Genomic DNA, 24,787 nt, shown 5'->3' on the forward strand with positions numbered 1-24,787 from the left:
TTCAGCGCAGATCAGCCCTATAGTCATATGGAATCGGCGGCTACCGTGGGGCATGGTTCATCATGCTACCGTCCAATGACAAGCCGGTGCTGGAGTGAATGATGTCGCAAGGTGAAAAGCCTGCCGGGGCGCCAGACGCACCCGTGAAGCCTCCCGTCGTGGTTAAGAAATACGCGAATAGACGACTCTATAATACCGAGAGTTCCAGTTATATCACGCTCGACAACCTTGCCATGATGGTCAGGGAAGGGCGTGATTTCATCGTCTACGATGCGAAGTCGGGCGAGGATATCACGCGTAGCGTTCTGACGCAGATCATCGTGGAAGAGGAAAGCAAGGGCAGTGCCTTGCTGCCCACGGCTTTCCTGCGCAATCTCATCGGCTTCTACGGCGACAGCATGCAAGGTGTGCTGCCGCGATATCTTGAGCAGTCGATGGCCAATTTCACCCAGCAGCAGCAGCAGGTCCGCGCGGCCATGCAGCAGACGGTGGGTACTCTCTTTCCCTTCGATCTGGAGCAGGTCAGCCGCCAGAACATCGCGATGATGGAACGCGCGATGACCATGTTCACGCCGTTCTACCGCGAGCCCGAGGCGACGTCCGAGCCTTCGGCCGAAGCGCAGCCCAAGCACCCGAATGTCGAGCATGAGCTGACCTTGCTGCGCGGCGAGCTGGCTCGTTTGCAAAAGGAATTGGGTGAAACCCGGGCGCAGCTTGCGGATCAACCTGTGGCCAAGACCAAGCTCGACGGACGAACGGCCGCCGATTGACGAGATTGGTGACCGGGCTGGCGCCAGGATCTGGTGACGGATCGAATTGAAAAAGGGGCGGCCCATGCAGGCCGCCCCTTTTTTTGTCTCCGCGAAGGCCGCGATCAGGCCGCCGTCTGCGCCAATGCCCGCAAATAATCCGCGCGCCGCAGGAAGGTGGCATTCTCCGGCGCAAGCTTGAGAGCCTGTTCCACGGATAGAAGGGCATTCGCCGTGTCGCCACTGGCCTGCAGGACATTGGCGAGCTGGTAGTGATTCAGCGAATCGGCCGAATTGGCCGCGACCGCACGGCGCGCGAATTCCAGCGCCTGCCCGGTTTCGCCCCGGCGCAGCGCAATATCGCTCAGCCGTCGCAGCGCGCCGGCATCGGCGGGCGCGAGATCCACGGCGGTCTGGCCAGCGGTCATGGCTGCCGGCAGGTTGCCGGCATTGAGGTGAAGATTGGCAAGATGGCCATGGGCCGAGGCTTCCCCCGGCGCTTCCTCGGTCGCCTTGATCGCCCAGGTGAGAGCCGCGCCAATGTCTTGTCGGCGCATCGCGATATCGCTCAGACGCTGCAAGGGTAGGACCACCTGAGCGGGCGTCGCGGCAATGGCATGCGCCTGCAGGAACGCAGCCTCCGCCTCGTCCAGCCGGTTGGCCTGGAGGTGAAGCGTGCCGATCTGCTGAAAGCCGGCAGGATCCGCGGGGAAATCCTGAACCATGCGCTGGCCCCAATACAAGGCCCCCGCCTCGTCGCCACGCCGGTTGAGACTATGGCTCAGCCGGCTATGGAAGGCCGGGTTATCACCCGCGACGGCGGTTGCCTGCGTGAGAGCCCCTTCCGCCGCAGCGTGATCGCCACGCGTGAATTCCAGCGACGCCAATTGGTTGAAGCTGGCGGGGTCGTTCGGATCCGTTTCGATGGCGAGGTGCAACCATGTCGCAGCCTCGGCTTCGTCACCCCGCCGCAGCGCCACATCGGCCAGCCGGCGCAGAAGCGGCACATTCGTCGGCGCAACTTCCAGGGCGCGGTTCAACGCCACTTCCGCCGCGGCCGGATCACCTTGCCGCAAATGCAAGCCGGCAAGGTGGTTGTAGCCTGCGAGATCGCCCGGCTGCGCGGCGATCGCCTGCTCAGACAAGGCGAAGGCCTCGCCCGGTTTCCCGATGCGCATTTTAAGATCGCTGAGCCGCTGCAGAAGGGCGATGTCGGACGGCGCCAGTTCGATCGCACGGGCGAGCGATGCCTCGGCACCCTCGGCCTGATTCCGACGCATCAGAAGCATCGCCTGATGGGTGTGGTTCGCCACATCGGTCGGATGGACCACAATGGCCCTGGCAGCCCAGTCCATCGCTTCGCCTTGCTCGCCGGCGCGCCAGGCGAGATCGCTCAGCCGCCGCAGATGGATGGGATTGCCGGGGGCGAGTTGGGCAGCGCGGTCCGCGGCCTGACGGGCTTCGGCCAGCTTCTCCTGCTGCAGATAAAGACCGGCGATATAGGCATGGTTGTCGGCATCGAAGCGATTGGCGGCGACGGCGCGTTCCGCCCAGGCCAGTGCATCGGCCTGAGCCGTTTTCTGCTGCGCCATCTGGCTCAGCCGGCGCATCAGAAAGGCGGCATCGCTCGGCTTGCCGGCTTGCGCTACTGCCGCTTCCAGCGTGGCATAGGCGTCGTCATGCCTACCTTGCGAGCCGCGGATCTGCGCCAGATGATTATGGTTCATAAGGTCTGCGGGATGATCGGCGATGGCGCGCTCGGCCCAGGCAAAGGCGCCGTCCCAGTCGCCGCGTCGCATCAAAGTATCGCTGAGGCGACGCTTATGGTGGGCTACCGCCGAATCCAGCGAAACGGCCAGGAGCAGCGCGGCTTCCGCGGCCGTATGATCGCCGGCGGAGGCAGCCAGACGGGCTTCGAGATCGTAGTTGGCCGGGCCATCGGGCTCGGTCTCGCGCGCGCGCCGTGCCCAGACAAGGGCGGTGTCGAGATCGCCACGGGTGGCTTGGAATTCGGCCATGCGCCGCAGCGCTGGGGCATTCTCCGCCGCCGCATCGATCGCGGTCAGGATAGAGGCTTCCGCCCCGTCGAAATCCCCGTAGCGTTGCTGCAGGTTGGCCAGGAAAAGATGGCCCTGAGCCTCCTGCGGCCGTAGCTGTGCCGCGCGCTCCGCCAGGGCGAGCGCGTCGTCGCGGCGGCCGAGATGAACCATGATATCCGCCAGCCGGCGCAGATATCCGGTATTGTCAGGCTTGATCTCGACGGCACGGACAAGAAGCTCGGCCGCGTCGGCATAGCGTCCGTCGCGGATGCAGAGCTGACCGAGATGGGCGTAACTCTCGGGGTCCGCAGGGTCTGCCGTCACGGCCTGTTCCGCCCATTGCCGCGCTTCCTCGGGCTTGCCTTCCTCCCAGCGCATGTCGCTGAGGCGACGCAGAAGCCCCGGATGCTCCGGATTGAAATCCAAAGCCCAGCTCAGTAGTTGCTCAGCTGTCGCGAAATCGCCGTTGCGGATCAGTTCGGCAGTCACCCGCAGCGTCATGCCGGGATTGGTCGGGTCGACGCTTGGGCCGGTGTAATCGCTCATCGGTCAATCAGTTCCATGGTCTGGATCGGGTGGGCGTTGTCGATCATCCTATGACGAAAGACGGTCCGGCGCATCAGGCCGCGGCTGAGTGTGGCATAGCATTGGGAATTTCGGCTGCCACGCGATCCTGGAATCTTGTCCGCGCCATTTCCAGGGCGCCCGCCCAATCATCCGCGACGAGGCTGAGACTCTCTGTGGACTGACTGCGCGAAACCTCCTCCGGCCGCCATCCCAGACCTTTCTTGGACATGCTGTAGACGACGGCGCGGGTGATGCGTTTGGTCAGGGCCCATTCGGCCGTCTCGGTCGCGATACGGCGGCCTTCCTCTTCCTGCGGGCTGGCCTGCAGCATGCTTTCCGAGAGCAGGGTCGCGGCCATGTCCGTGACCGCAGGGTAGGACAGGTTGATGAAAATCTGGTGCGACTGGGGATAAAATTTCGCGGCCCGCCCTTCCAAGGCCCGTTCCTTGATCTGCTCGGGCGTTCGCAAGCCGATGATCTCGGGCGGGCGCTCGAAGCTCGGCGGTGCCGGGGGTTTGGGTGGCGCCGGCGGCGGCTTGGGCTTGTCGTCCGCGACCGGCGGCAGCGGGGCCGGCGGCTTGGCGGCTTCGGGCGGCTTGGGCGGAACGGGCGCACCCGGCACCGGCGCCTGCGGCGTCAGCGGCACCTTCAGGTCGGCCAGCAGGGCCTTCAGCTCGTCGCTGATATCGTCCAGGTAATTGGCTTGGCCGGGACCGAAACTGCGGATGATCTCGGCAAGCCAGGCCGGCATATAGCTCCGCACCAGCGCGCTGAAATCGGCAATATGGACCTGGCGCTGGTCGTTGCCGCGGAAGCGCAGAAACTGGCGATAGGCTTCCGGCCAGACCAGATAGTCATGCGGCAGTTCGACGAAGACCGAGACGTATTTGGCGCCGAAAGGCACGCCGAAATTCGGCGCATCCTGCAGCCAGCCATCGCCCGCGCGGACGTCGTACATCTCGTCGCGGAAGACGACGGCGCCGCGCGAGGAACTGGTTGCGATCGCGCCCTTGGCCGATTGCGTGCTCTCGCCCTCCGGCGGATCATAGAAATAATGAATCTTCACGCCGCTCGGCGTGGTGCGGGTTTCGGTACGGCCGAATTCGCCCTGCCGGTCGTCGAGCCCGACCATCGCGCGCGGTGCGGCCCCGCCCCAGATCGCCGGCATCAGGGTCAGACTGACGTCATGCGGCAGGCGGAAGAAGCGGTTTTCCAGATAGGCGCCCATCCAGTCCGGCGCGGACTTCAGCGACGGGCCGTAGGGTGACGCGACCGTATCCTGATCGGCACTATTGCCGCCGAGCAGAACCTCGGTCCAATCGATCGACAGGTCATAGTCGCCCTCGGCGAGACAGGCCTGCGTCGCATCGATGACCTCGGCCCGGTCGGGACCCACCCGCAGGCGTCCGTAGGTGCCGTCGCGGTAGCCCATCACAACTTCGCTGACCCGGCCGTCGACGCAGGAGCGGTAACGCAACCCGTGCCGGTTCGACGGCAGCGAGGCGACCTTCGCGCCCATCCCGAAATTCTGGTCCAGGCTGTTCTGCTTGCGCAGCGAGGAGGCGAGATCCGTGATCTGCAGCAGCTCCGCGGCATTGAGGCCGGGACCCGTGTTCCAGATGCGGAGCTTGCGGGCGCCTTCATGCTGTCTGGGACCGATGACGACCTGACGCTGGCCGGGCGCCGCGCCGGCGGCGGCTTCCAGCCCGTTCACCACCAACTCCCGGATCATCATGGTCTTGGGGCAGCGCTCGATCATGCTGGAGACAAGGAAGGCTTCGTTAGCCACCTTGAGGGGCGCGATCATGGAACTGTCGGACATTCTCACTCCGGGTCTGTCGATAGGAGTAATCCTAACGAAAGGTTAGCATCTGCCGCAAACTAACGTTTTGCGGCGCAACATTTACTTAATTTGAAGTAAGGCGGACGCTTGTTGAGGCGCAACCGTAAAACGCGCGACACGATCGGTTGTCTTGCCGGCTGGTCTCGCCAAATCACTATGTCCGGTCTGAAAAGGGAAGCACGCCATGGCTTCGTCTCAACCCGTCGTCCTCATCACCGGCGGCGCCCGTGGCATAGGGCGCGGCATCGCTGAACGTCTGGTAGGCGATGGATGGCGCGCTGTCATCGCCGATCGACAGAAACCGGTCGGTCTTTTGCCTTTGCCGCATCGCTTCGTTGAGGGTGATGTGTCCGACGAGGCGGACGTGGCGGGGCTGGTGGCAGGCATCGCGACCGGGGAAGGGCGGCTGGACGCCCTGATCTGCAATGCCGGTTTTATGATCCGCAAACCGCTGGAGGCGCTGAGCCTGGCGGAATGGCAATCGGTCCTCGGCACCAACCTTACCAGCACCTTCCTGCTGGCCCGTGCGGCGGCGCCGTTGCTGCGACAGGCCAAGGGCGCCATCGTCACCATCGCGTCCACCCGCGCGCATCAATCCGAGCCCAATACCGAAAGCTACGCGGCGTCCAAGGGCGGCATCCTGGCGCTGACCCATGCTTTGGCGGTCAGCCTGGGGCCCGACATCAGGGTCAATGCCGTCAGCCCGGGCTGGATCGACACGCATGGCGGCGCGCTGTCAGAGGAAGACCACGCCCAGCACCCTGCCGGCCGCGTGGGACGCGTGGAGGATATCGCGAGCCTGGTCGCCTGGCTGGTGGGGCCGGACAGCGGTTTCGTCACCGGCTCCGAATTCGTCGTCGACGGCGGCATGACGCGGAAGATGATTTACGCGGAATAGGTACGGTGCCGGCCGCCTCAGATCTTGACCACCGGCTCGGCCGATAGATCGGGCCCGGTGAGGGATGTGACGAGGGCGAGGGCCTGCGGCGTGCTCCAATCCGTCGCACCCAATAGCTTGGCACGGGGATGACCGTTGCGGTCGAAGATGACGGTCAGCGGAATGCCCGGCACGTGCCAGGATTGCAGGATAGCCCCACCGGGATCGAGCAGGATGGGCAGGCTGTCGATACCGTGGCTGTCATAGAAACTCTGCACCGGCGCGGCGCCGCCGGCATCGGAGGAGACCGGCAGCACGACGATGTTCTGGGACGCCAAAGCCCCCGCCATCCGGTCCAGCGTCGGCAATTCCGCGACGCAGGGGCCGCACCACGTGGCCCAGAGGTTGAGTACAACACCCTTGCCGCGGTAATGGGCGAGCGTCAGCTTCTGGTTGTCCGGCGTGAAGAACTGGATCGTCGGCAGGGTCGCGCCGGAGGGCAGGCGGGTGAGCGCATCCAGACTGCCAAGGGATTGCGCTTCTGCCCGGCGGGTCATCACCCCGGCGGCCAAGACCGCGGTCGTGATCAGCGCATGGCGGCGCGAAACTTTCTTGCTCATTAGGATAGCTCCTTGACCGATATCAGCCAGCCGCATCCGGCCCCTGCGACCCCGTCGGGTGAGACAAGCCCCTCCGGCGCCAATGCGCAATGGGGTGGCCGCTTTGCCGCCGGTCCCGCTCAAATCATGAGCGATATCAACGCTTCGATCGGTTTCGACAAAAGGATGTGGCGCCAGGACATCCGGGGGTCCCGCGCCCATGCCGCCATGCTGGTCCAGGCCGGCGTGCTGACGCCGGAGGACGAGCAGGCGATCGCGGCCGGGCTGACCGAGATCGGCGCGCAGATCGAGGCCGGGCAATTCCCCTTCGATATCGCGCTGGAAGATATCCATATGAATATCGAGGCGCGGCTGACCGATCGCATCGGCGATGCCGGCCGCCGCCTTCATACCGGGCGCAGCCGCAACGATCAGGTGGCGACCGATTTCAAACTCTGGGTGCGGGACGCGATCGACGGGCTTTACCGTCAGATGACCGCCGCCATGCAGGCGCTGGTTTTGCGCGCGGCCGAGCATGCCGGCGACCCGATGCCGGGCTTCACCCATCTGCAGACCGCCCAGCCCGTCACCTTCGGGCATCACCTGATGGCCTATGTCGAGATGCTGGCGCGGGACCGGGGGCGCCTGGCCGATTGCCGCAAGCGCTTGAACGAAAGCCCGCTGGGCGCGGCCGCACTGGCCGGCACGTCCTTCCCCATCGACCGGCACGCCACGGCGGCGGCGCTGGGCTTCGACCGGCCGACCGCCAATTCCCTCGACTCGGTCTCTGACCGCGATTTCGCGCTGGAATTTCTGTCCGCCGCCGCGATCTGTGCCACGCATCTGTCCCGTCTGGCGGAAGAGATCGTGATCTGGTGCAGCGGACCTTTCCGCTTCATCCGCCTGTCGGACGCTTTCACCACCGGCAGTTCCATCATGCCGCAGAAGCGCAATCCGGATGCGGCCGAGCTAGTCCGCGCCAAGACCGGGCGCATCACGGGTTCCATGGTCGCTCTGCTGACGGTGATGAAGGGCCTGCCGCTCGCCTATTGCAAGGATATGCAGGAAGACAAGGAGCCGGTCTTCGAGGCCGCCGACGCGCTCGCTTTGTCCCTCGCGGCCACCGAAGGCATGGTGCGCGACCTGATGCCCGAACTCAGCCGCATGGCCTTGGCTGCCGGGCAGAGCTTCGCGACCGCGACGGATCTGGCCGATTGGCTGGTGCGGACGCTGAAACTGCCCTTCCGCCAGGCCCATCACGTCACCGGCCGCCTTGTGGCGCTGGCCGAGTCGCGCGACATCGATCTGGCCGAGCTTGATCTCGCGGCCATGCAATCGGTCGAGCCCGGCATCACCGAAGATGTCTATAACGTGCTGACGGTCGCGGCCTCGGTCGCGTCGCGCACCAGCCATGGTGGCACGGCCCCCGCCAATGTGGCGCGGGAAGCCGCACGCTGGCAGGAAATTCTGGACCAGGAAGACGCCGCATGATCCGCCTTCTCATCCTCGCCGGCGTGCTCGTCTCCCTGGCCGCCTGCGGCAAGGTCGGCCCCAATGCACCGCCGGGCCCGGCGTCCGACGTCATCTATCCGCGCCTTACCTATCCGGCGCAGTAACCATGGCAGATTTTTCTGGCCCCCTGCCGGGGGCTGAGCCCGATTCCGCCGCGCTGATCGCGGCGCGCCCGCATCTGACGATGGACGCCGAAAAGGGTTTGATGCTGGAAGGCGTTGCCCTTGCCGAGATTGCCGCCGACCTCGGCTCGCCCGTCTGGGTCTATGGCGCCGATACCATCCGCACGCGGCTCGCGGCCCTGCGCGCCGCTTTGACCAAGGCTGGTCTGGGCGGCACCGACATCCATTACGCGGTGAAGGCGAATGACCATCTCGCCATTCTCGCTGTCTTGGCGGCGGCAGGCGCGGGGGCGGATGTGGTGAGCGGCGGTGAGTTGGCGCGCGCGCGCCATGCCGGCATCCCGGCCGCCCATATCGTCTATTCCGGCGTCGGCAAGTCTTTTCGCGACCTGACCCTCGCCGTCTCAGAGGGGATCGGTCAGGTCAATGTCGAGAGCCGCGAAGAACTCGCCATGCTTTCGGCCGTCGCCGTGGCGGCCGGGCGCCAGGTCGATCTGGTGCTGCGCGTCAATCCGGACGTGGATGCCAAGACCCATGCCAAGATCACCACGGGCCTGGCCGAGAACAAGTTCGGCATCGCCTGGGCTGAGGTCGAGAGCGTTTATGCCTATGCCGGCAGCCTGCCGGGGCTGAACCCGGTGGGGCTCGCCATGCATATCGGCAGCCAGATCGTCTCGACCGAGCCTTTCGATACCGCCTTCGCCCGCATGGCCGGGATGGTTGCCCGGCTGCGTGCGGCGGGCCACACGATCAGCCGTCTCGATTGCGGCGGCGGCATCGGTATCTCGTACGAGGCCGGGACCGGTGTCTCGCTGGACGACTATGCGGGGGTGATGGCCAAGCATCTGGGCGGTCTTGGACTGCATCTGATGATGGAGCCCGGCCGCTGGCTGGTGGGGCCGGCGGGCGTGCTGCTGTCATCCGTCATCATCGCCAAAAAGACCGGCAACCGGGATTTCGTCGTGCTGGACGCGGCGATGAACGACCTTGTGCGCCCCGCGATGTATGACGCCTGGCACGGCATTGTGCCGGTTGCAGCGGCGGTCGCGGCAGGCCCGCAGGCGCCCGTCGATATCGTGGGTCCGGTCTGCGAGACCGGGGATACATTCGCGAAAGACCGGCTGATGCCGGCGTTGGGGCCGGATGCGCTGGTGGCGATACTGGATGCCGGGGCTTACGGCGCGGTGATGAGCTCCACCTATAACGCGCGGCCCTTCGCGGCGGCGGCTTTGGTCGACGGCGACCGCTGGACCACCATCACGCCAAGACAGCAGGTGACGGAACTCTGGTCGCGTGAGACAGTGCCGGCATGGCTGACCGAGACGGCAGGCGAGACAGGCTGACCCGCGCGACCCATCTGCCGCGCCGGCTGATCCGCTGGGCGCGGGTGGCCCGCGCGGTTCTGGTCTTCGAGGCGGTGTGGCCGGTGATCTGGCCACCGCTCGGCCTATGGGCCGTCTATCTCTGCGTGGCGTTGCTGGGTCTGCCGCAGCGCCTGGGGATCGCGGTCAATTCCATTCTGGTGTTCGTCGATGTCCTGGCGGGGCTCGTCGCGCTGGGCATCGGTATCGCCCGCATCCGCTGGCCGGATGAGCGCGATGCCCAGGCCCGGCTGACCCGCGCCTCCGGCCTTAAGCATGACCCGATCGCAGCCCTGCTCGACAGTCCGGCGCAGACGGATGCCGATAGCGATCTGCTGTGGCGGGCCCATCGGGCGCGCGTCCTGGCGAGCACGCGGCGCCTGCGGGTGGGAATGCCTTGGCCCTGGCGGACGACGCCCGGCCGCTTCGCTTTTCGCGGCGGCATCCTTGCCGCCTTGATCCTGTGCCTCTGGCTCGCGGGTCCGATGGCGCAGCCACGCCTGACCAATGCCTTCACCTTCAATCCGCTGTTGCTGCTGGGACCCCCGGCCCCTCCGCCCGGCATCACCGCCTGGGTGACGCCGCCGCCCTATACCGGACGACCGCCGGTCCTATTGCCCGCGCATGCCGATAGTGTGACCCTGCCGAAAGGCTCGCGCCTGACCGTGACCGTCTCGGGCGTCACGCGCGCGCCGCAGCTGGACGGGCTGGCCGCCCGCTTCCATGCGCTGGACGCTGACAGCTTTCAGATGGAAAGCACGCTGGACCAGAGCGGGCTGTTCGTGCTGCGGGGGCGTGGCGAGAGCCTGGCCCGTTGGCAGATCATAATCCAGCCAGATGTCCCCCCCATCATCGGTTTCGCCGGTCTGCCCGGGCCGGACAGCGACGGCTATAGTCTGCGCCTGCCCTGGCACGCGGTCGATGATTACGCGGTCGTCTCGGCCCATATGACGGCGCATCTGATCGGCCATCTGACGGCGCCGGGCCTGTCGCTGACGCTCGCCATGCCGGACGGTCCGGCGCCCAAGGTCGACGGCGTGCAGGTGACGGATCTTTCAGCCAATCCTTGGGCCGGCCTGCCGGTTTCCATGCAGCTGGATGCCGAGGACGCGGCCGGACAGACCGGTCGTTCGACGGCAGAAACGGTCGTGCTGCCCGAGCGGCGCTTCATCGATCCCTATGCCCGCCGTGTCATCGCGATCCGCAAGGGGCTGGTGCAGATGACGGGTCTGCGCGACCGCGACCAGCGCGTCGCCGTTGTGCGGTCCATTCTGGATACCGCCGCTACGGCGAGCTTGGCTGGCAAGAAGGCGAGTGCGACTTTGCCACTGTTCGGCGCCGGCTGGCAGTTGTTGCGCGACAGGCAGGCGCAAGTGCCGGCCGATATCATCGACACGCTATGGCAGGTGGCGCTGCATTTCGAACAGGGCGACGCCGCCGATACCGCGCAATCCCTGAACCAGGCCGAGAAGGCCTTGCAGAATGCGCTGCAGGGCAATGGCGCATCCGCGGCCGAGTTGACGAAGCTGATGCAGCAGATGCAGTCCGCGATCCTGCAGCATCTGTCGACGCTGATGCAGATGGCGCAGCACCAGGGCGGTCAGATCCAGGTCGGCAGCGCCGGCAAGCCTTTCGATCTCGGCCAGCTTGCCCAGCAGTTGCAGGCGATGCAGGCGGCCGCCAAGGCGGGCGATATCAATGCCATGCGTCAGGCCATGGCGCAGTTGCAGCAAAGCCTGGCCCAGCTCGCCCAGGCCAGGATCGCGCAGCCGGACCCGAAGCAGATGGCGGCCAGAGCGCAGGCCGAGAAGGACCTCGGCAGTCTGCAGCAGATGATGAAGACGCAGGCGCAGTTGCTTGACCGTTCAACAAGCCGCGCGGAGTCGGGCTCGCCTGACCCGGCCGGTCAGCAAAAGGATGCGGCGGCGCAGGCCGCCTTGCAGCGCGCCGCGAAGGCCATGGCGGGACGCGTCGGCCCCGGCATGACGGCCGCAGGCCAGTCCATGGGTCAGGCCGCGCAGCAGCTTGGGCAAGGGCAGGACGCGCCGGCGGGGCAGGCACAAAGCCAGGCGCTGCAGGCTTTGCAACAGGCGGCCAACGCGCTGGGCCGGCAGCTTTCGTCCCAGCCGGGCCAGGGCGGCGGTTTCGAGATCGGTGCCGGCAATGGCCAGGGCCAAGGCGGCGAGATGCCGCTGGACGGTTTCTCCTCCGGCAATGGCCTGACCGATCCGCTGGGCCGGCCGCTGGCCAATGGCCAGGGGGTGAGTTACGGCGCGGATATCCGCCTGCCGGACGGTCTGCAACAGGCGCGGCTGCGGGCCATTCTGCAGGAACTGCGCAGCAAGGCGGGCGACCTTAGCCTGTCGCCGGGCGAGCTCGACTATATCGAGCGGTTGTTGCAACCCTTCTGATCGTGCTGGTCGCGTTTATGTCGCGGGATCGAAATAATTTTACGGTTCAGTCATGACCGAATGCGCGCCGCTTACGAGCCGCGTGCAAAATAACCCTGGCTAAATACAAGAATGTAACGTTCGCGACCACGGGCAGTCATGCCATCCTGCGGCGCTGTCGCTGCGCCATCATGTCGGGACCCAATAAGAATGAGCGGGACAACGCTGGACGTGACCCTGACGGGGAGCTTGCAGGCGGAGCTGGATCAATCCGGCGTCTATGCCTATGCGGTTCTTTTCGACAGCAACGGCTTCGTGTCGGAGACGACGCTCGTCAATGACGGGGCGATTTCCAGCGACGGCAGTTACGACATTACCCTGACCGACGGTTCCGACACGCTCGATGGCGGCAAACTCTATGTCGTGGTGCAAAGCGTCGACCCCGGCACGCCGTCGACCCTCGCCACCGATATCGAGAGCCAGGCCTATATCAACCCGACGAATGCGGCGGCCGATGATTTCGGATATGATAGTTTCGAGGTCACGCTGCTCGACAACGGGTCGGACGCGGGTAACCTGACTTCGGTCAACGGCTTCGGCCTGCCGATGGCGGTGTCGGACGTCAACGGCAGCGTCGGCTATGGGGTCAGCGGCGACACCATCGCCGCCGACATCGGCAGCATCAGCAGCGATGCGGTATCGACCTATAGCGAGGGCGCGCTTGCGGGTGATTTCCGCATGTCGACCTCACCCACGGAATCCAATCAGGCGGATACGCCAGCCGATGTCGGGGCCTTTCCGCAGACCGCCTGGAACGCCTATATCGCGGCGCTGGAAAATACGGCGACCGCGTCGGACATCCTGATCTCCGGTCAGTTCAATGGTGCGCCGGATGCGCAAGGCGTCTGGCATAATGGCGGCTATTATGCCTATCAGCTGCAATGGGACGCGGCCGAAAAGATTTTCTGGCTGGTGCCGCTCGCGGATAGCCAGATCCAAGGCTATATCGCGCTGACGCCGGCGGAGATTGCGCAGAACGCCTATTCGCAGATCGGCTCGGTCAGCATCTATAGCAGCGACAGTCTTGATTCGACGCTCATCACCACCATGCTGGTCGGCGCGAACAATCAATGGGGCGCGGTTCTGGCCCAGTTCCTGACCGGTTTCACGGGCGGGTATTACGGCGAAGTCGGGACACCGCAGAACCCGCAGATTGCGACGCCGATCGACCTGAACCAGAACGACAATTGGCTGCCCGACTATGCGTTCGGCAATCACGGAACTTCGACGCTGGATCTGCCCGCCGGCACGCAGGTCTATGACCCTTATTCCCAGATATTCTTCGACAATTCGAATTCCTACGGCTCGCCCTATTCCGATGCCTTGATGAGCCAATACACGACAGGCGGCCCGCTGCTATCGATGGAAGATCCGAATGGCGGTGATGTATCAACTATAGATTTGACGGTCTATGCGGATGGCGAGACGCCGGGGGGCTATACGCCGCCGACGAGCGATACCTATATCGCGCCGCCCGCCGGCGGCTATGCGGTGCCCACCGAGCAGGTCCCCGGCAATAGTCTTCTTCTCAATTTCTATTCGGCGGTTGCCGATAACCAGGGTGTCGAACTCGACCCCGATGCGACCATCGTCCTCAGCATTCTGACCAGCGATACCGGCGACGTTCCGCAATGGACGACGGTGACTTTCGACGGCGCCAGTAGCGGTGGCCTGTTCCAGAGCTGGACGCTGACGCCTGACGGCAGTGGCGGCTATAGCGCGAGCGCCGGTGGGTCGAGCGGCGCGCCGGGCTATATGGTGATCGCGGGCCTGCCGACGGCGGCCAGCGGTGTCTCCTGGTATCAGCTGACGGTCGCGGGCGCGGACGGGAGCGACGGCAAGACGTTCAATCTTTATGCGACGACGGGCAGTTCCGGCCAGATCGAGAACCTGGACTATGCCGGGCAGAGCGGGGCGGTGGTGGTGGACGGCCTGGCCTCCGTCTCGCCCACCGGGCAGACCACGCAATATGTCAATAATATCAAGCTGAATTTCTCGACCGGCAGCACGGTCGCCTTCAATCCCAATCTGGCGGTGCCCGTCACGGGAACGATGAACAATCTGCCGACGCCGGCAGCACCCGTGGTCGGCACGCTGTCGGATGGCAGCCTGACGGCGCTGGCCGGTCAGACCGCGGAAGCCACGAATACCATCACCACGACCAGCGATGCCTTCGGCTTCGGCTGGACCGGCTATAACCCGGCCGCCGCGACCATCACCGATGGCGCCGGCGGCCCCGTTACCGGCTATGGCTGGACGGGAACGGCACCGGTCAGCGGCTCCATCACCGGCAGCGGCGTGATAACCGGCTGGGTCAATGCTTATACCAACAAGACCAATGGCGATGACACGGCATTGCTGACGGTGATGAACGGCGGGTCGGTCGTCGGCACCATCACGGCATTGGCGGACGCCGACGGCGACTGGCTGACGGGACAGGCCGATTTCGGCAATGGCACCTATACGGTCACCATGGCCGATACGCTCGACGTGGGTGGCGCGCTGACACCGGTGTCAGCGCAAAGCGGTGATCTGGTCCTGACCGTCGACGCGGCGGATAATCCAACCGCCGACAATAGCCTGGTCGTCGCCTGTTTCGCCGCCGGCACGCGCCTTGCGACGCCCGCCGGGCTGATCGCGGTCGAGGATCTGCGGCCGGGCATTCTTGTCGTCACGGCCGATGATCGTGTCGAGAGCGTGCAATGGATCGGTCATCGTGACGTCGATTGCGCGCGCCATCCCAATCCGCGTGCCGTCTGGCCGGTGCGCATTTTGGCCGGGGCATTCGGGGCCGGGATGCCGGTGCGTGATCTGTATCTGTCGCCCGATCACGCGATCTTCGCCGAGGGCGCGCTGATCCCCGTGAAGCATCTCATCGACGGCCACAGCATCGCGCAGATGCCGGTTGAGACCGTTACCTATTTCCATGTCGAGTTGACCGGTCATGACGTGCTGCTGGCGGAAGGTCTGCCGGTGGAAAGCTATCTGGACAAGGGCGATCGCAGCTCTTTCGCCAATACGGTGGGCGCCGTGAGGCTGCATCCGGCCTGGGGGGCCGACGCGCGGGACCTCACGCTATTTCAGGACGCCGCCGGCTATGCGCCGCTGGTCGTGACGGGACCGGTGGTGGAGCGTCTTCGCGCCCGTTTGGCGGCGGGCGCTCAAGTGGCGGCCTGACTAGGGCTGAGGTTGCCCGGCGCTGCCGATGCGGCCATGCTGCCCCCTCTGGACCAGCCGGAGGGGATATGTCGATCCAAGAAGAACTCGCCGCCATTGTGGGTGCAGCCCATGTTCTGACGACCGAGGACAGCGTCTCCCGCTATGTGACCGACTGGAAGGGCTGGTGGACGGGTAAGGCGCGCGCCGTGGTGCGGCCGGCCGATACGGCGGAGGTCGCGGCCATTATGCGGCTTTGCCATGAACGCGGGCAGCCTGTCGTGCCGATGGGCGGCAATACCGGCCTGGTGGAGGCAGCACCGCCCAGCCGCGACGGGGATGAGGTCGTGCTCAGCCTGGAACGGCTGAACCGCATCCGCAGCCTGGACGCGGTGGGCTTCACCATGGTGGTCGAGGCCGGCGCCATTCTGCAAAGCGTGAGCGACGCCGCGCTGGACGCCGATTGCTTCTTCCCGCTGTCGCTCGGCGCGCGGGGCAGCTGCCAGATCGGCGGCAATGTCTCGACCAATGCCGGCGGCGTCAATGTGCTGCGCTGGGGGATGATGCGCGAGCTGGTTCTGGGCCTGGAAGTGGTGCTGCCGGACGGGCGCATCTGGGATGGGATCAGCCTGCTGCGCAAGGACAATACCGGCTATGACCTGAAGCAGCTTTTCATCGGTGCGGAGGGCACGCTCGGGATCGTCACGGCGGCGTCCCTGAAACTGTTCCCGCGTCCGACGCAGCTGGAAACGGCCTTTCTGGGCCTGCCCTCGGCCGAGGCCGCGCTGACGCTGTTCGGCCGCGCGCGGCGCGATCTGTGCGATCTGCTCGGCGCCTATGAGCTGATCACGCAGCCGGCCATGGATCTGACCATCGGTACCTTCCCCGAGAACCGCCATCCGCTATCGACGCCGGCCGCCTGCTACGTGCTGCTGCAGACCTCGGTCAGCGGCGGGTTGGATTTGCGGCCGCGCCTGGAACGCTTTCTGGAAACGGCGATGGAGGACGGGCTGGTGCTGGACGGTGCTTTGGCCGAAAGCGAAGGCCAGCGCGCGGCCTTCTGGCGCATCCGCGAAGACCTGGTCGACGCGCAGTATCGCGTCGCGCCCATCCATCTGCGCACCGATGTGTCCGTGCCCCAGGTCAAGCTGGCGGAGTTCATCGCGGCGGCGGATGCCGAGATGGCGGCGCGTTTCCCCGACCTGCGGCCGATCGCCTACGGCCATGTCGGCGACGGCAATGTGCATTACAACGTGCTGCCGCAACCGGATTTGACCGAGCCGGTGACCGAGCATCGCTATGAGGCATGCGAGACGATGCTGTTTGAGCTGACCGCCCGCTTTCAGGGCTCCATCAGCGCGGAACATGGCATCGGCCGTACCAAGCGCCATGCGTTTCTGGACGTGACGCCTGAGGTTGAGCTGTCCCTTATGCGGGGGTTGAAGCAGTTGCTGGACCCCAAGGGGCTGCTGTCGCCGGGTCGGGTGCTTTAGAGTTTGTCTGATTTTAACTGAAGCTTGTCCCTAATATCGTCATGCCCGGCCCCAGAGCCGGGCATCCATTCGTTGGGGCGCCCAAGGACTGGATGACCGGGTCAAGCCCGGTCATGACGGGGCAAGGGGTCGTTTCCACCTCAACCTGACGGACTCTAATGTCCGTCCGGTGAGGTGGAAACGCCCCTAACTCTGTCAAAATAGGACCTAACCTTTCGATCAGCCGAGCAGCACAGCAACCCAGGCGGAAACCTCATCGCCGCTGCTCATGCCCGGCTGGATCAGCCCATCGACCATGAAGGTGGGGGAGACATGGATGCCGTTCTGGCGGGCGTATTTGCTATGCCATTTGATCTCGCGATCCAGATCGCGGATTGCGAAGGCATCGCGCAGCTGAAGGCCGGTATAGGCCTCGATCCGCGCGATGATGTCATGGGGTGTGGCGTCCAGATTGGGACCCCCGGCGTGATGCGCGAACTCGAACTCCATGCGATGGTCGCCGACCGCCTGCATCACCGCTTTCGCTGAGGCTTTCCCGCCGGGCAGGGTGGAGGCGGCCAGAATGCAGCGCGTGATGACGCCCGAGAACATATGCCAGGGCTGGGATTGCAGGCGGATCTTGATGGTGATGCGGTCAGGCCCCGCTTGTTCAAGCAAAGCATCGAGCTTGTTGAAGGTCTTGACCGAAAAAGGGCAGGTGGGTTCAAGGAAAACCTCGAAAACCCTGGGACCCTGACCCCAGGTGAGGGGATCGGCGCGCCAATGGGTCTCTGTCATGTCCACATCCTTTATCAGCCAACCGCGTGAGTATCACTCGGCCGGGACGGCAGGTCCAACCCCCTGGCGGCCCGGCCGGGTTTCCGGCAGGGCCGCCAGGATGATCAGCAACCCCAGCATACCGGGCAAGGCGAGTGCCATAAAGGCCCAGTCCAGCCCCGCCTTGTCCGCGATCCAGCCGGCGATCGTGGTGCTGAAGGTCGCGCCCAGACTGCCGGCGAGGCCGAAAGCGCCGATCGCGAGGTTGAGATAGCCGGTCCGCTGCGTCAGGTCCGCCGCGATCAGCGGAATCATAACGCCCATGATGGCGGCGGCCAGACCGTCCAGCAGCTCGATCGCGATGAGCGGAACGGCGTCCGGCCCCGTGGTCAGCAGCAGCGCGCGGATGGGCAGGGCCGCGAAGGCGATCATCAGCAGCGGACGGCGGCCGAAGCGCTCTGCGGCCTTGCCCAGACGGGGCGCGAACAGCACCACGACGCATTGCAGCGCGATGACCGAGCCGGTGGTGGCCAGCGCGATATCGCCGGTGTCGTGGTTCGCCGCGAGGTGATTGAGGGCGAGGGGCAGCATCGCCGCATTGCCGAGCGTGAACAGCGTCACGCAGATCGCGAACGTATGCATATGCAGCTCGAAAAAGACCTGCCACAGCCGGCTTTGCCGATGTTTCGGGTGGAGCATGGCGGGGTGTGGCGCGACCACTTTCGGGGCAGCGGTCAAGGGATGGATCAGCGCCAGGCTGAGCACCGCCGGCACCGTCATGAAGGCCGCGAACAGGAACACGGCGCGGACGGATAGATGATAGGCGATGAGGCCCAGAATGGCTGCCGTCAGCGCATTGCCGAGCGAGGCGTAACGGGAATTATTGCCGACATGCTCCCCGAACCGATCCCGGCCACCGAGATTGAGGGTGATGGCGGCAATGGACGGCGCCAGGATCGCGGTCGCCATGCCGTGCAGTACGAGGACGCCGAAAACCGGCGTAATGCCGGGCCAGAAGGCGAGCAGCAGGGCGCCGAGGCCGAGCACGCCGAGGCTGACCGCACACAGGAACCGCCGCTGATGGATCTGATCGACCAGCAGCCCGCCGGGCAGCTGGCTGACGGTGCTGGCGATGGCACCGGTGCTGAGCGCCAGGCCGATCTGCCCTTGGCTCCAACCCGATTGCGTCAGGAAGACCGGCAGGAAAGGGCCATAGCCCGTCTGCGTGGCAGCCGCGAAGAAATTGAAGACCCTCAGTCCGGTCCAGCTGGACCTCGGGGATGCGGCATCAGTCACGCGGTCGCCTCCGGAAGCGGTCTTGCGCATGCCGCCATCCCAAGCCCTTTACAGAATCTTCCTATCCTTGTCTTGAGGTGGCAGGGGGCGGATGCCGATGATGGAACGTCAGGACGCATGGTGGCAGCACGCGCCGGTCTTCGACCCGCGCGATTTCGGTGCCGTCGGCGACGGCGTGGCGCTGGACAGCCCCGCCATCAATCGCGCCATCGCAAAGGCGGTCGATGCCGGTGGCGGCACAATTCGGCTCTCGGCCGGCACCTACCGTGCTTTCTCCGTGCGGCTCGCCAGCCGCATCCGCCTGCATCTGGAAGCGGGCGCCGTGCTGCGGGCCGCAGACCCGCCGCATGAGCCGACAGCGACCGGCGGCTATGACCTGCCGGAGCCGAGCCCTGCGGAAGACTTTCCCTATCAGGATTTCGGCCATAGCCATTTCCGCAACTCCCTTCTCTCCGGCCTGGGCCTGACGGATGTCGTGATCGACGGGCCCGGGCTGATCTGGGGCGCGGGCCTGGTCAACGGCGATTACGAGCCAGGGCATCTGCCGGCCATGCAAGCGGGCGTCGGCAATAAGGCGCTGGCGCTGTTCGACTGTCAGCGCGTGCTGATCCGGGACGTCACCATTCTGGAAGCAGGGCATTTCGCTATCCTCGCCACAGGCTGCGCGGATATGGTGGTGGAGCGCGTGCGGATCGACACCAATCGCGACGGCATCAATCTCGATTGCTGCCGCAATGTGCGGGTCGAGAACTGCCGCATCAATTCGCCGAACGATGACGGCATCTGCCTCAAAAGCACCTATGCGCTGGGGCGGCTGGCCATGGCCGAGGATATTCTGATCCGGGGCAATTGGGTCAGCGGGCGCTATCAACTTGGCAGCACGCTCGACGGCACATATCGGTTCATCGATGAGGGGCCGGAGAAGACAGCCAATGTCACGCATCGCACCGGACGCATCAAATTCGGCACCGAATCCAATGGCGGTTTCCGCCGCGTGCGCATCATCGACAATCACCTGCAGGGGTCACGCGGTCTGGCGCTGGAGACGGTCGACGGCGCGGTGCTGGAAGACGTCACCATTCGCGGGCTGACGATGCGCGATCTGCGTCATGCGCCGATCTATATCCGCCTCGGCGCGCGGCTGCGCGGCCCGGCGGGGACCAGGCCGGGCATTCTAAGGGGCATCACCATCGCGGATGTGGAGGCACATCAAAGCTTCTCCTCCATGCCCATCATCATCGCAGGGATACCAGGCGCGCGGATCGAGGATATCACCCTGCGGCATATCCATCTGCAGCAGCCGGGCGGGCAAAGCGCGCGGATCGCGCGGCAGCGGGTGCCGGAGGCGATCGCGTCCTACCCCGATCCCGAGTGTTTCGGGGTCGATCTGCCGGGTTCAGGCCTGTTCGCGCGGCATGTGAAGGGGCTGACGCTGCATCGCTTCACGGTGAATTGCGCGGAGCCGGACGCACGGCCGGTCGCCTGGTTGCAGGATGTGATTGGCGGCAGTGTGGAGACCCGCCATCTGCATAATCTGACCGCTTCCCCGGCGATCCATGCCGAGGCGGCGGTCGCGATCCGGGTCCGGCAAAACGGCAGAAGACCGTTCAAGCTGACACAAGGCCCGCGCTATCTGCCTGTTCTGCCGGAGGATGCCCATGGCTGATGTTTCACGCGTCGATCGGCTCAGGGCCTATGGCCAGGACGGTTGGCATCGCGGCCAGCTGCTCGGCTTTTCCGGCGTCGAATCCGCTTATCCGGCGGATCATGAGGGCGCGATCATCCTGCGCACGATGACGGAGCCGGCGGGCTTGGCTGTCGTCTTCCCTGGCGCGGCGCGGCTGGTATTTGCCGCCGTGCCGGTCAAGGCTGTTGTCAGCAACGATTTTTTGCTGGCCGACGGGGTGATGGGCGTCCTGGCCGATCCCTATCACCTGCTGATCGAAGGCGATGTGCGGGTTGAGAGCGTCAGCGACCTATTGCGCGTCGCGACGGGCAATGGGCGAACCCTGATCGGTACAGCAGCGCGTTTCGACCCTGAGCTTTTGACCTCCGATCTGCCGGCGCATCTTGCGAAGCGTGCCGCATGGATCGAACAACAACCGCTTCTGGCTGCGGCCAGTGACGAACGGAAAGGAATAATCTTTCGGGCGCTGGCGGTGATGAAGGGGCAGGTCTCCGGCCCGGAAGCAGCGCTCACCCAGGCCTGGACGACGCCGGACCGCTTTCCGCATAAGGATATGTGGCTGTGGGATTCGGTCTTTCATGCCATCGGCTGGCGGCATCTCGATCTGCCGCTGGCGCGCGCGATGATCGAAGCGGTCTTCGACGGGCAGCGGCCGAACGGGTTCGTGCCGCATCAGATGTCGCCCACACGCCGGCCCTCCGGCTATACGCAGCCGCCGGTGCTGGCGCTGGGCGTGAAGCTGGTGAATGACATCGCGCCTGACCCGGATTGGATCGCGCGCCTTTATCCCAAACTCGCGGCGGCGGTGGAATGGGATCTTAACAACCGCGACCATGACGGCGACGGGCTGATGGAATGGTTCATCGAGGGTGACCCGACATCGCGCAGCGGCGAAAGCGGGATGGATAATTCCCCGCGCTTCGACTTCAACTATCCGACCGCGCTCGCGGTCACCGATTTCAACGCCTATATCGCGCATGAATGCGAAATCCTGGCCGGCTTCGCGCAAGACCTGGGGCATGCGGCGGAGTCCATGCTGTGGGGTGGCCGGCATGCGTCGCTCTGCCATCGCATCAATACCAGTCTTTGGTCGGATGCTTATGGATTCTACTGCGATTACGACAGTGCGGCGGCCGAACGATCCCCGGTACTGGCGAGTGCGGGCTTTCTGCCGCTGCTGTGCGGCGCGCCGAGCATCGACCGGGCGAAGACCCTGCTGACGCATCTGAAAAATCCCGAGAGTTTCGGCACGGCCTTTCCGGTACCCTCCATCGCTGCCTCCGATCATGCGCATTATTCGAAGGATATGTGGCGCGGCCCGACCTGGATCAATATCAACTGGCTGATCGCCAGGGGGCTTGAGCGCTACGCGCCCTATGACGGCGCCTTCGGCGACGCGGCGGCGGAGATTGACCGGGCAACGATTGCCGAGATCGAGCGCTGCGCGGCCGAATTCGGCACCTTCTTCGAATATTACGACGACCGGCGCGCGGTCGAGCCGCCGCTTCTGCTGCGCAAGGGCATCTGCGATCCGAACAACCCTTTTCGTCAGGTCATTCATGACTATGGCTGGACGACGACACTGTATCTGGACCTGATCGCGCGGGCGCATCCCTGAACCGCGTTCCGAAAAACCCCTGGACAGCGGCGCCCCGATTGCACAAAGGGGGGCATGGCGACATCCGACCTCCCCGAGGATATGCTCTGCGCGGCCTTGCCCTACCGGCTTGGACGGCATGGGCTTGAGATCCTGCTCATCAGCAGCCGCGAGACGCGGGGCTGGGGCATTCCGATGGAATGGGCAACGGCGGAACGCCACCCGGACCGGACGGCCGAGATCGAAGCCTTTCGCGCGGCCGGTGTGAAGGGGGCGATCTCACGCAAGCCGATCGGGGACTATCCGTCCAGCCGGCGGCTGGCCGAGGGTGAGGAGCGGCCTTGCCTGGTGGAGGTCTATCCGCTTCTGGTCTCCAACGAGGCGGCCACCTGGCCCGAGAAAAACCAACGCAGACGGATCTGGTTCCCAGGGAACGAGGCAGCCGAGAAGGTTGCCGAAAGCGGATTGGCGCTGATCATCCGGGAATGGCAGGAGACGCGGGTCAGTTCCGGACGCGGCACAGCCAAGATGGCAAGGGGCCGTGGCGGAAGCCGTCACGGCTGACAGGCATAAGCGCAAGCCATCCTGCGCTGGCCGATTTTATTCCGCCGGAAAGGGCACCATGCGGCCGCGCTTTTCGTCCCAAAGCGCGAAGCTGGGCGTTTTCAGCGCCTCCGCGAGGGTCAGCGTGGTCACGACCGCCATCGTCTCCCGACAGGCTTCATGACAATCATGCAGCCGGTAATTCGGGATGGATGGGCGCAGATGATGCAGATGATGCGTGCCGATATCGGCGCTGAACCACCGCAATAGCCGGGGCAATTTCAGATAGGACGAGCCGTGCAGGGCGGCGCCGGTCTGCGTCCAATCCGCCTGAGAGAACCATTGCGATTCCTCGAACCGATGCTGCACCGAGAAGAGCCAGATGCCGATGATCGAGGCGATCGTCAAAGCCGGCAGATGCACCAAAAGGACCGTTTTTATACCGAAAAGGTAAATCAGAGGGCCAAAGATGAGCAACAGCGCGAGATTCAATCCATAGACGCTGCGCCGCTCCGCCGCGAAGGACAAGGGCGTATCGAATGGCAGGCGTTGCAGGACCAAGAAGACCAGGAGCGGCTGCAGCAGATGGATCAGAGCCGGGTTATGGCTGATCCGGTACAGGCGGCGCTTCAGCGGGCTCAAGGCCTCATATTCGGCGAGCGTCAGACAATCGGTATAAAAATCGGCCGGATAACCGCGCAGATCCAGATTGTTCTGGCTGACATGGTGCCGCGCATGCACCCGCCGCCACCAGGCAAAAGGCGTCAGCGTGACTAGGCTGCAGGCGCGGCCGAGAATCCGGTTATGCAGGGGCGCGGAAAAAAACGAGTTATGTCCGCAATCATGCTGGAAAATAAAGATACGGATCATCAGCCCGCTATAGGGAATCGCCAGCAACAAGGTCAGCCATACCGACACTTTCGCCAAAGCATACATAGCCACCGACAGCGCCAGATAAGGCCCGAAGGTCGAAACCACCTGCCACACCGCGCGCATCTGCTGTGGCGCCTGAAAGGTGCGTATGCGGGCTTGTTCGGCGGCATCCATGGCCGTGGGTATTGTCGTCGAGACAAGCGACACGAGGAAAATCCTTACTACGGGCCCGGATCAGAGGCGCCCGACCGCAGGATAGCATAAATGTGAGAAAGTCGATTTTGCGCGTTTTCAGCATCGCGGCCGTCAGAGATGTCGTTCCGGTTCCAGGGGGCGCGACACAGGGATTCGTCAATGCAAGTCATGGAAGCATTGCGCCCGCTACAATGCGCCGTTGAGCGTCTGGATCAGGTTGCGCAGCAGCGCGGGTTCGCGTCCCGTACGGGTGGCCAGGGCCAGACGCGCGACGGGCACGAAATCCGTAATGCGCCGATAGGCGATGCCGCGCATGGCAATCTGCGCGATCGATTGCGGCACGATGGCGATGCCGAGTTCGGCGGCGACGAGGCTCAACCCCGAGGCGATCTGCGGCGCGATCTGGCTGGTAATGGGCTCGAAACCCGCTTCGCGGCAGGCCGACAGCACTTCGTGATAAAGGCTCAGCCCGATCGCGGGCGGAAACAGGATCAGCGGCTCCTGCGCTAAGGCCGCGAGCGCGATGCTGCGCGACGTCGCGAGCGGATGGGCTTTGGGGATGGCCGCGACCATCGACTCATCCGGCAGGCGATGCAGGTGCAGGCCGTCCAATTCCTGCAATCCTGGCCGCAGGAAGATCGCGTCCAGCTCCTCCCGCCGCAACTGGTCGAGCAGGCCCATCGTGTTCAGCTCCTCCAGCTTGATCTGCACCGTGGGGTAACGCCTGCGGAAATTGCGAATGGTCCGCGTGACGATAGGGTGGAAGGCGGCTGACCCGGTCAGGCCGATCGCGAGCAGCCCGGCCTCGCCCCTGGCAGCCCGCTGGGCCGCCAGTTTTGCGCGTTCGGCGGCGGCGACCACGCTTTCGGCCTCCACCAGAAAGGCCCGGCCGGATTCCGTCAGCGCCGCGCCATGCGGCAGACGGTGAAACAGCGGTGCGCCGAGTTCACGTTCCAGATCGCGGATCTGCTGGCTGAGCGGCGGCTGACCGATGCCGAGGCGGGCCGCCGCACGAGTGAAATTGCGTTCCTCGGCGACCGCCAGGAAGTAGCGGATATGGCGCAGCTCCACC

At 65.0% G+C, this 24,787-nt stretch carries 18 protein-coding genes; 11 read left to right on the forward strand and 7 right to left on the reverse strand.

Translation table 11 applies throughout. From position 1 onward, the window contains the following. Positions 1–101 precede the first annotated feature (101 nt). On the forward strand, positions 102–770 hold the full coding sequence (gene phaR, locus ACELLULO517_RS23800; RefSeq protein WP_227309938.1) for a polyhydroxyalkanoate synthesis repressor PhaR: 669 nt from the start codon (positions 102–104) through the stop codon (positions 768–770). Between the two features lie 104 nt (positions 771–874). On the opposite strand, the gene ACELLULO517_RS23805 is transcribed toward phaR, so the two are convergent. Both ACELLULO517_RS23805 and ACELLULO517_RS23810 read right to left on the reverse strand, forming a co-directional pair. Continuing rightward, a complete protein-coding gene (locus ACELLULO517_RS23805) occupies positions 875–3,334 on the reverse strand; it encodes a tetratricopeptide repeat protein (protein ID WP_227309939.1) in 2,460 nt (819 codons plus the stop codon). Positions 3,335–3,407: 73 nt separating this feature from the next. Further along, complete coding sequence (locus tag ACELLULO517_RS23810) at positions 3,408–5,177, reverse strand: ATP-binding protein (protein ID WP_227309940.1); 1,770 nt, start codon at positions 5,175–5,177, stop codon at positions 3,408–3,410. A gap of 205 nt (positions 5,178–5,382) precedes the next feature. Here ACELLULO517_RS23810 and ACELLULO517_RS23815 point away from each other — a divergent pair, with 205 nt between their 5' ends. Beyond that, positions 5,383–6,096, forward strand: coding sequence for an SDR family oxidoreductase (locus ACELLULO517_RS23815; protein WP_227309941.1), 714 nt, complete (start codon positions 5,383–5,385; stop codon positions 6,094–6,096). 17 nt (positions 6,097–6,113) lie between these two features. Here ACELLULO517_RS23815 and ACELLULO517_RS23820 read toward each other — a convergent pair whose 3' ends face one another. Then, positions 6,114–6,695, reverse strand: a complete 582-nt coding sequence (locus ACELLULO517_RS23820) for a TlpA disulfide reductase family protein (RefSeq protein WP_227309942.1) — start codon at positions 6,693–6,695, stop codon at positions 6,114–6,116. Between the two features lie 21 nt (positions 6,696–6,716). Here ACELLULO517_RS23820 and argH point away from each other — a divergent pair, with 21 nt between their 5' ends. The 6 genes from argH to ACELLULO517_RS23845 all read left to right on the forward strand — a co-directional run bounded on the left by argH (position 6,717) and on the right by ACELLULO517_RS23845 (position 16,768). Further along, positions 6,717–8,165, forward strand: coding sequence for an argininosuccinate lyase (gene argH, locus ACELLULO517_RS23825; protein WP_227310011.1), 1,449 nt, complete (start codon positions 6,717–6,719; stop codon positions 8,163–8,165). Next, entirely contained in the window at positions 8,162–8,290 is a 129-nt protein-coding gene (locus ACELLULO517_RS28770; protein WP_264481640.1) for a hypothetical protein, read from the forward strand. Before argH ends, ACELLULO517_RS28770 begins: the two co-directional genes overlap by 4 nt. Before the next feature lie 2 nt (positions 8,291–8,292). Next, a complete protein-coding gene (lysA, locus tag ACELLULO517_RS23830; protein ID WP_227309943.1) occupies positions 8,293–9,651 on the forward strand; it encodes a diaminopimelate decarboxylase in 1,359 nt (452 codons plus the stop codon). Beyond that, positions 9,618–12,080 (forward strand): DUF4175 domain-containing protein, encoded by a 2,463-nt coding sequence (locus tag ACELLULO517_RS23835; protein WP_227309944.1) that lies wholly within the window; start codon positions 9,618–9,620, stop codon positions 12,078–12,080. Before lysA ends, ACELLULO517_RS23835 begins: the two co-directional genes overlap by 34 nt. 189 nt (positions 12,081–12,269) lie before the next feature. After that, entirely contained in the window at positions 12,270–15,296 is a 3,027-nt protein-coding gene (locus ACELLULO517_RS23840) for a Hint domain-containing protein (RefSeq protein WP_227309945.1), read from the forward strand. Between the two features lie 68 nt (positions 15,297–15,364). Next, positions 15,365–16,768 (forward strand): FAD-binding oxidoreductase, encoded by a 1,404-nt coding sequence (locus tag ACELLULO517_RS23845; protein ID WP_227309946.1) that lies wholly within the window; start codon positions 15,365–15,367, stop codon positions 16,766–16,768. 219 nt (positions 16,769–16,987) lie between these two features. Here ACELLULO517_RS23845 and ACELLULO517_RS23850 read toward each other — a convergent pair whose 3' ends face one another. Continuing rightward, complete coding sequence (locus ACELLULO517_RS23850; protein ID WP_227309947.1) at positions 16,988–17,545, reverse strand: DsbA family protein; 558 nt, start codon at positions 17,543–17,545, stop codon at positions 16,988–16,990. Positions 17,546–17,578: 33 nt separating this feature from the next. Continuing rightward, the gene (locus ACELLULO517_RS23855; RefSeq protein ID WP_227309948.1) at positions 17,579–18,850 is read right to left on the reverse strand and encodes an MFS transporter; all 1,272 of its coding nucleotides are present in this window, start codon (positions 18,848–18,850) and stop codon (positions 17,579–17,581) included. A gap of 67 nt (positions 18,851–18,917) precedes the next feature. Here ACELLULO517_RS23855 and ACELLULO517_RS23860 point away from each other — a divergent pair, with 67 nt between their 5' ends. The 3 genes from ACELLULO517_RS23860 to ACELLULO517_RS23870 are packed head-to-tail and all read left to right on the forward strand — an operon-like array spanning position 18,918 to position 22,668. Then, entirely contained in the window at positions 18,918–20,486 is a 1,569-nt protein-coding gene (locus ACELLULO517_RS23860) for a rhamnogalacturonidase (RefSeq protein WP_227309949.1), read from the forward strand. Then, positions 20,479–22,125, forward strand: a complete 1,647-nt coding sequence (locus ACELLULO517_RS23865) for an amylo-alpha-1,6-glucosidase (RefSeq protein WP_227309950.1) — start codon at positions 20,479–20,481, stop codon at positions 22,123–22,125. The genes ACELLULO517_RS23860 and ACELLULO517_RS23865 overlap by 8 nt, the downstream gene beginning before the upstream one ends. A 54-nt stretch (positions 22,126–22,179) precedes the next feature. Further along, the gene (locus ACELLULO517_RS23870; RefSeq protein WP_227309951.1) at positions 22,180–22,668 is read left to right on the forward strand and encodes an NUDIX hydrolase; all 489 of its coding nucleotides are present in this window, start codon (positions 22,180–22,182) and stop codon (positions 22,666–22,668) included. A gap of 36 nt (positions 22,669–22,704) precedes the next feature. On the opposite strand, the gene ACELLULO517_RS23875 is transcribed toward ACELLULO517_RS23870, so the two are convergent. Both ACELLULO517_RS23875 and ACELLULO517_RS23880 read right to left on the reverse strand, forming a co-directional pair. Next, a complete protein-coding gene (locus tag ACELLULO517_RS23875) occupies positions 22,705–23,727 on the reverse strand; it encodes a fatty acid desaturase family protein (RefSeq protein ID WP_227309952.1) in 1,023 nt (340 codons plus the stop codon). A 174-nt stretch (positions 23,728–23,901) separates the two neighbouring features. Beyond that, positions 23,902–24,786 (reverse strand): LysR family transcriptional regulator, encoded by an 885-nt coding sequence (locus tag ACELLULO517_RS23880; protein WP_227309953.1) that lies wholly within the window; start codon positions 24,784–24,786, stop codon positions 23,902–23,904. Position 24,787 lies beyond the last annotated feature (1 nt).

This window comes from Acidisoma cellulosilyticum (assembly GCF_020621385.1).
Classification (GTDB): Bacteria; Pseudomonadota; Alphaproteobacteria; order Acetobacterales; family Acetobacteraceae; genus Acidisoma; species Acidisoma cellulosilyticum.

Coding starts and splice junctions, on each gene's coding strand:
- phaR (WP_227309938.1), top strand. CDS start 102: ATGTCGCAAGGTGAAAAGCCTGCCGGGGCGCCAGACGCACCCGTGAAG.
- ACELLULO517_RS23805 (WP_227309939.1), bottom strand. CDS start 3,334: ATGAGCGATTACACCGGCCCAAGCGTCGACCCGACCAATCCCGGCATG.
- ACELLULO517_RS23810 (WP_227309940.1), bottom strand. CDS start 5,177: ATGTCCGACAGTTCCATGATCGCGCCCCTCAAGGTGGCTAACGAAGCC.
- ACELLULO517_RS23815 (WP_227309941.1), top strand. CDS start 5,383: ATGGCTTCGTCTCAACCCGTCGTCCTCATCACCGGCGGCGCCCGTGGC.
- ACELLULO517_RS23820 (WP_227309942.1), bottom strand. CDS start 6,695: ATGAGCAAGAAAGTTTCGCGCCGCCATGCGCTGATCACGACCGCGGTC.
- ACELLULO517_RS28770 (WP_264481640.1), top strand. CDS start 8,162: ATGATCCGCCTTCTCATCCTCGCCGGCGTGCTCGTCTCCCTGGCCGCC.
- lysA (WP_227309943.1), top strand. CDS start 8,293: ATGGCAGATTTTTCTGGCCCCCTGCCGGGGGCTGAGCCCGATTCCGCC.
- ACELLULO517_RS23835 (WP_227309944.1), top strand. CDS start 9,618: ATGGCTGACCGAGACGGCAGGCGAGACAGGCTGACCCGCGCGACCCAT.
- ACELLULO517_RS23840 (WP_227309945.1), top strand. CDS start 12,270: ATGAGCGGGACAACGCTGGACGTGACCCTGACGGGGAGCTTGCAGGCG.
- ACELLULO517_RS23845 (WP_227309946.1), top strand. CDS start 15,365: ATGTCGATCCAAGAAGAACTCGCCGCCATTGTGGGTGCAGCCCATGTT.
- ACELLULO517_RS23850 (WP_227309947.1), bottom strand. CDS start 17,545: ATGACAGAGACCCATTGGCGCGCCGATCCCCTCACCTGGGGTCAGGGT.
- ACELLULO517_RS23855 (WP_227309948.1), bottom strand. CDS start 18,850: ATGCGCAAGACCGCTTCCGGAGGCGACCGCGTGACTGATGCCGCATCC.
- ACELLULO517_RS23860 (WP_227309949.1), top strand. CDS start 18,918: ATGATGGAACGTCAGGACGCATGGTGGCAGCACGCGCCGGTCTTCGAC.
- ACELLULO517_RS23865 (WP_227309950.1), top strand. CDS start 20,479: ATGGCTGATGTTTCACGCGTCGATCGGCTCAGGGCCTATGGCCAGGAC.
- ACELLULO517_RS23870 (WP_227309951.1), top strand. CDS start 22,180: ATGGCGACATCCGACCTCCCCGAGGATATGCTCTGCGCGGCCTTGCCC.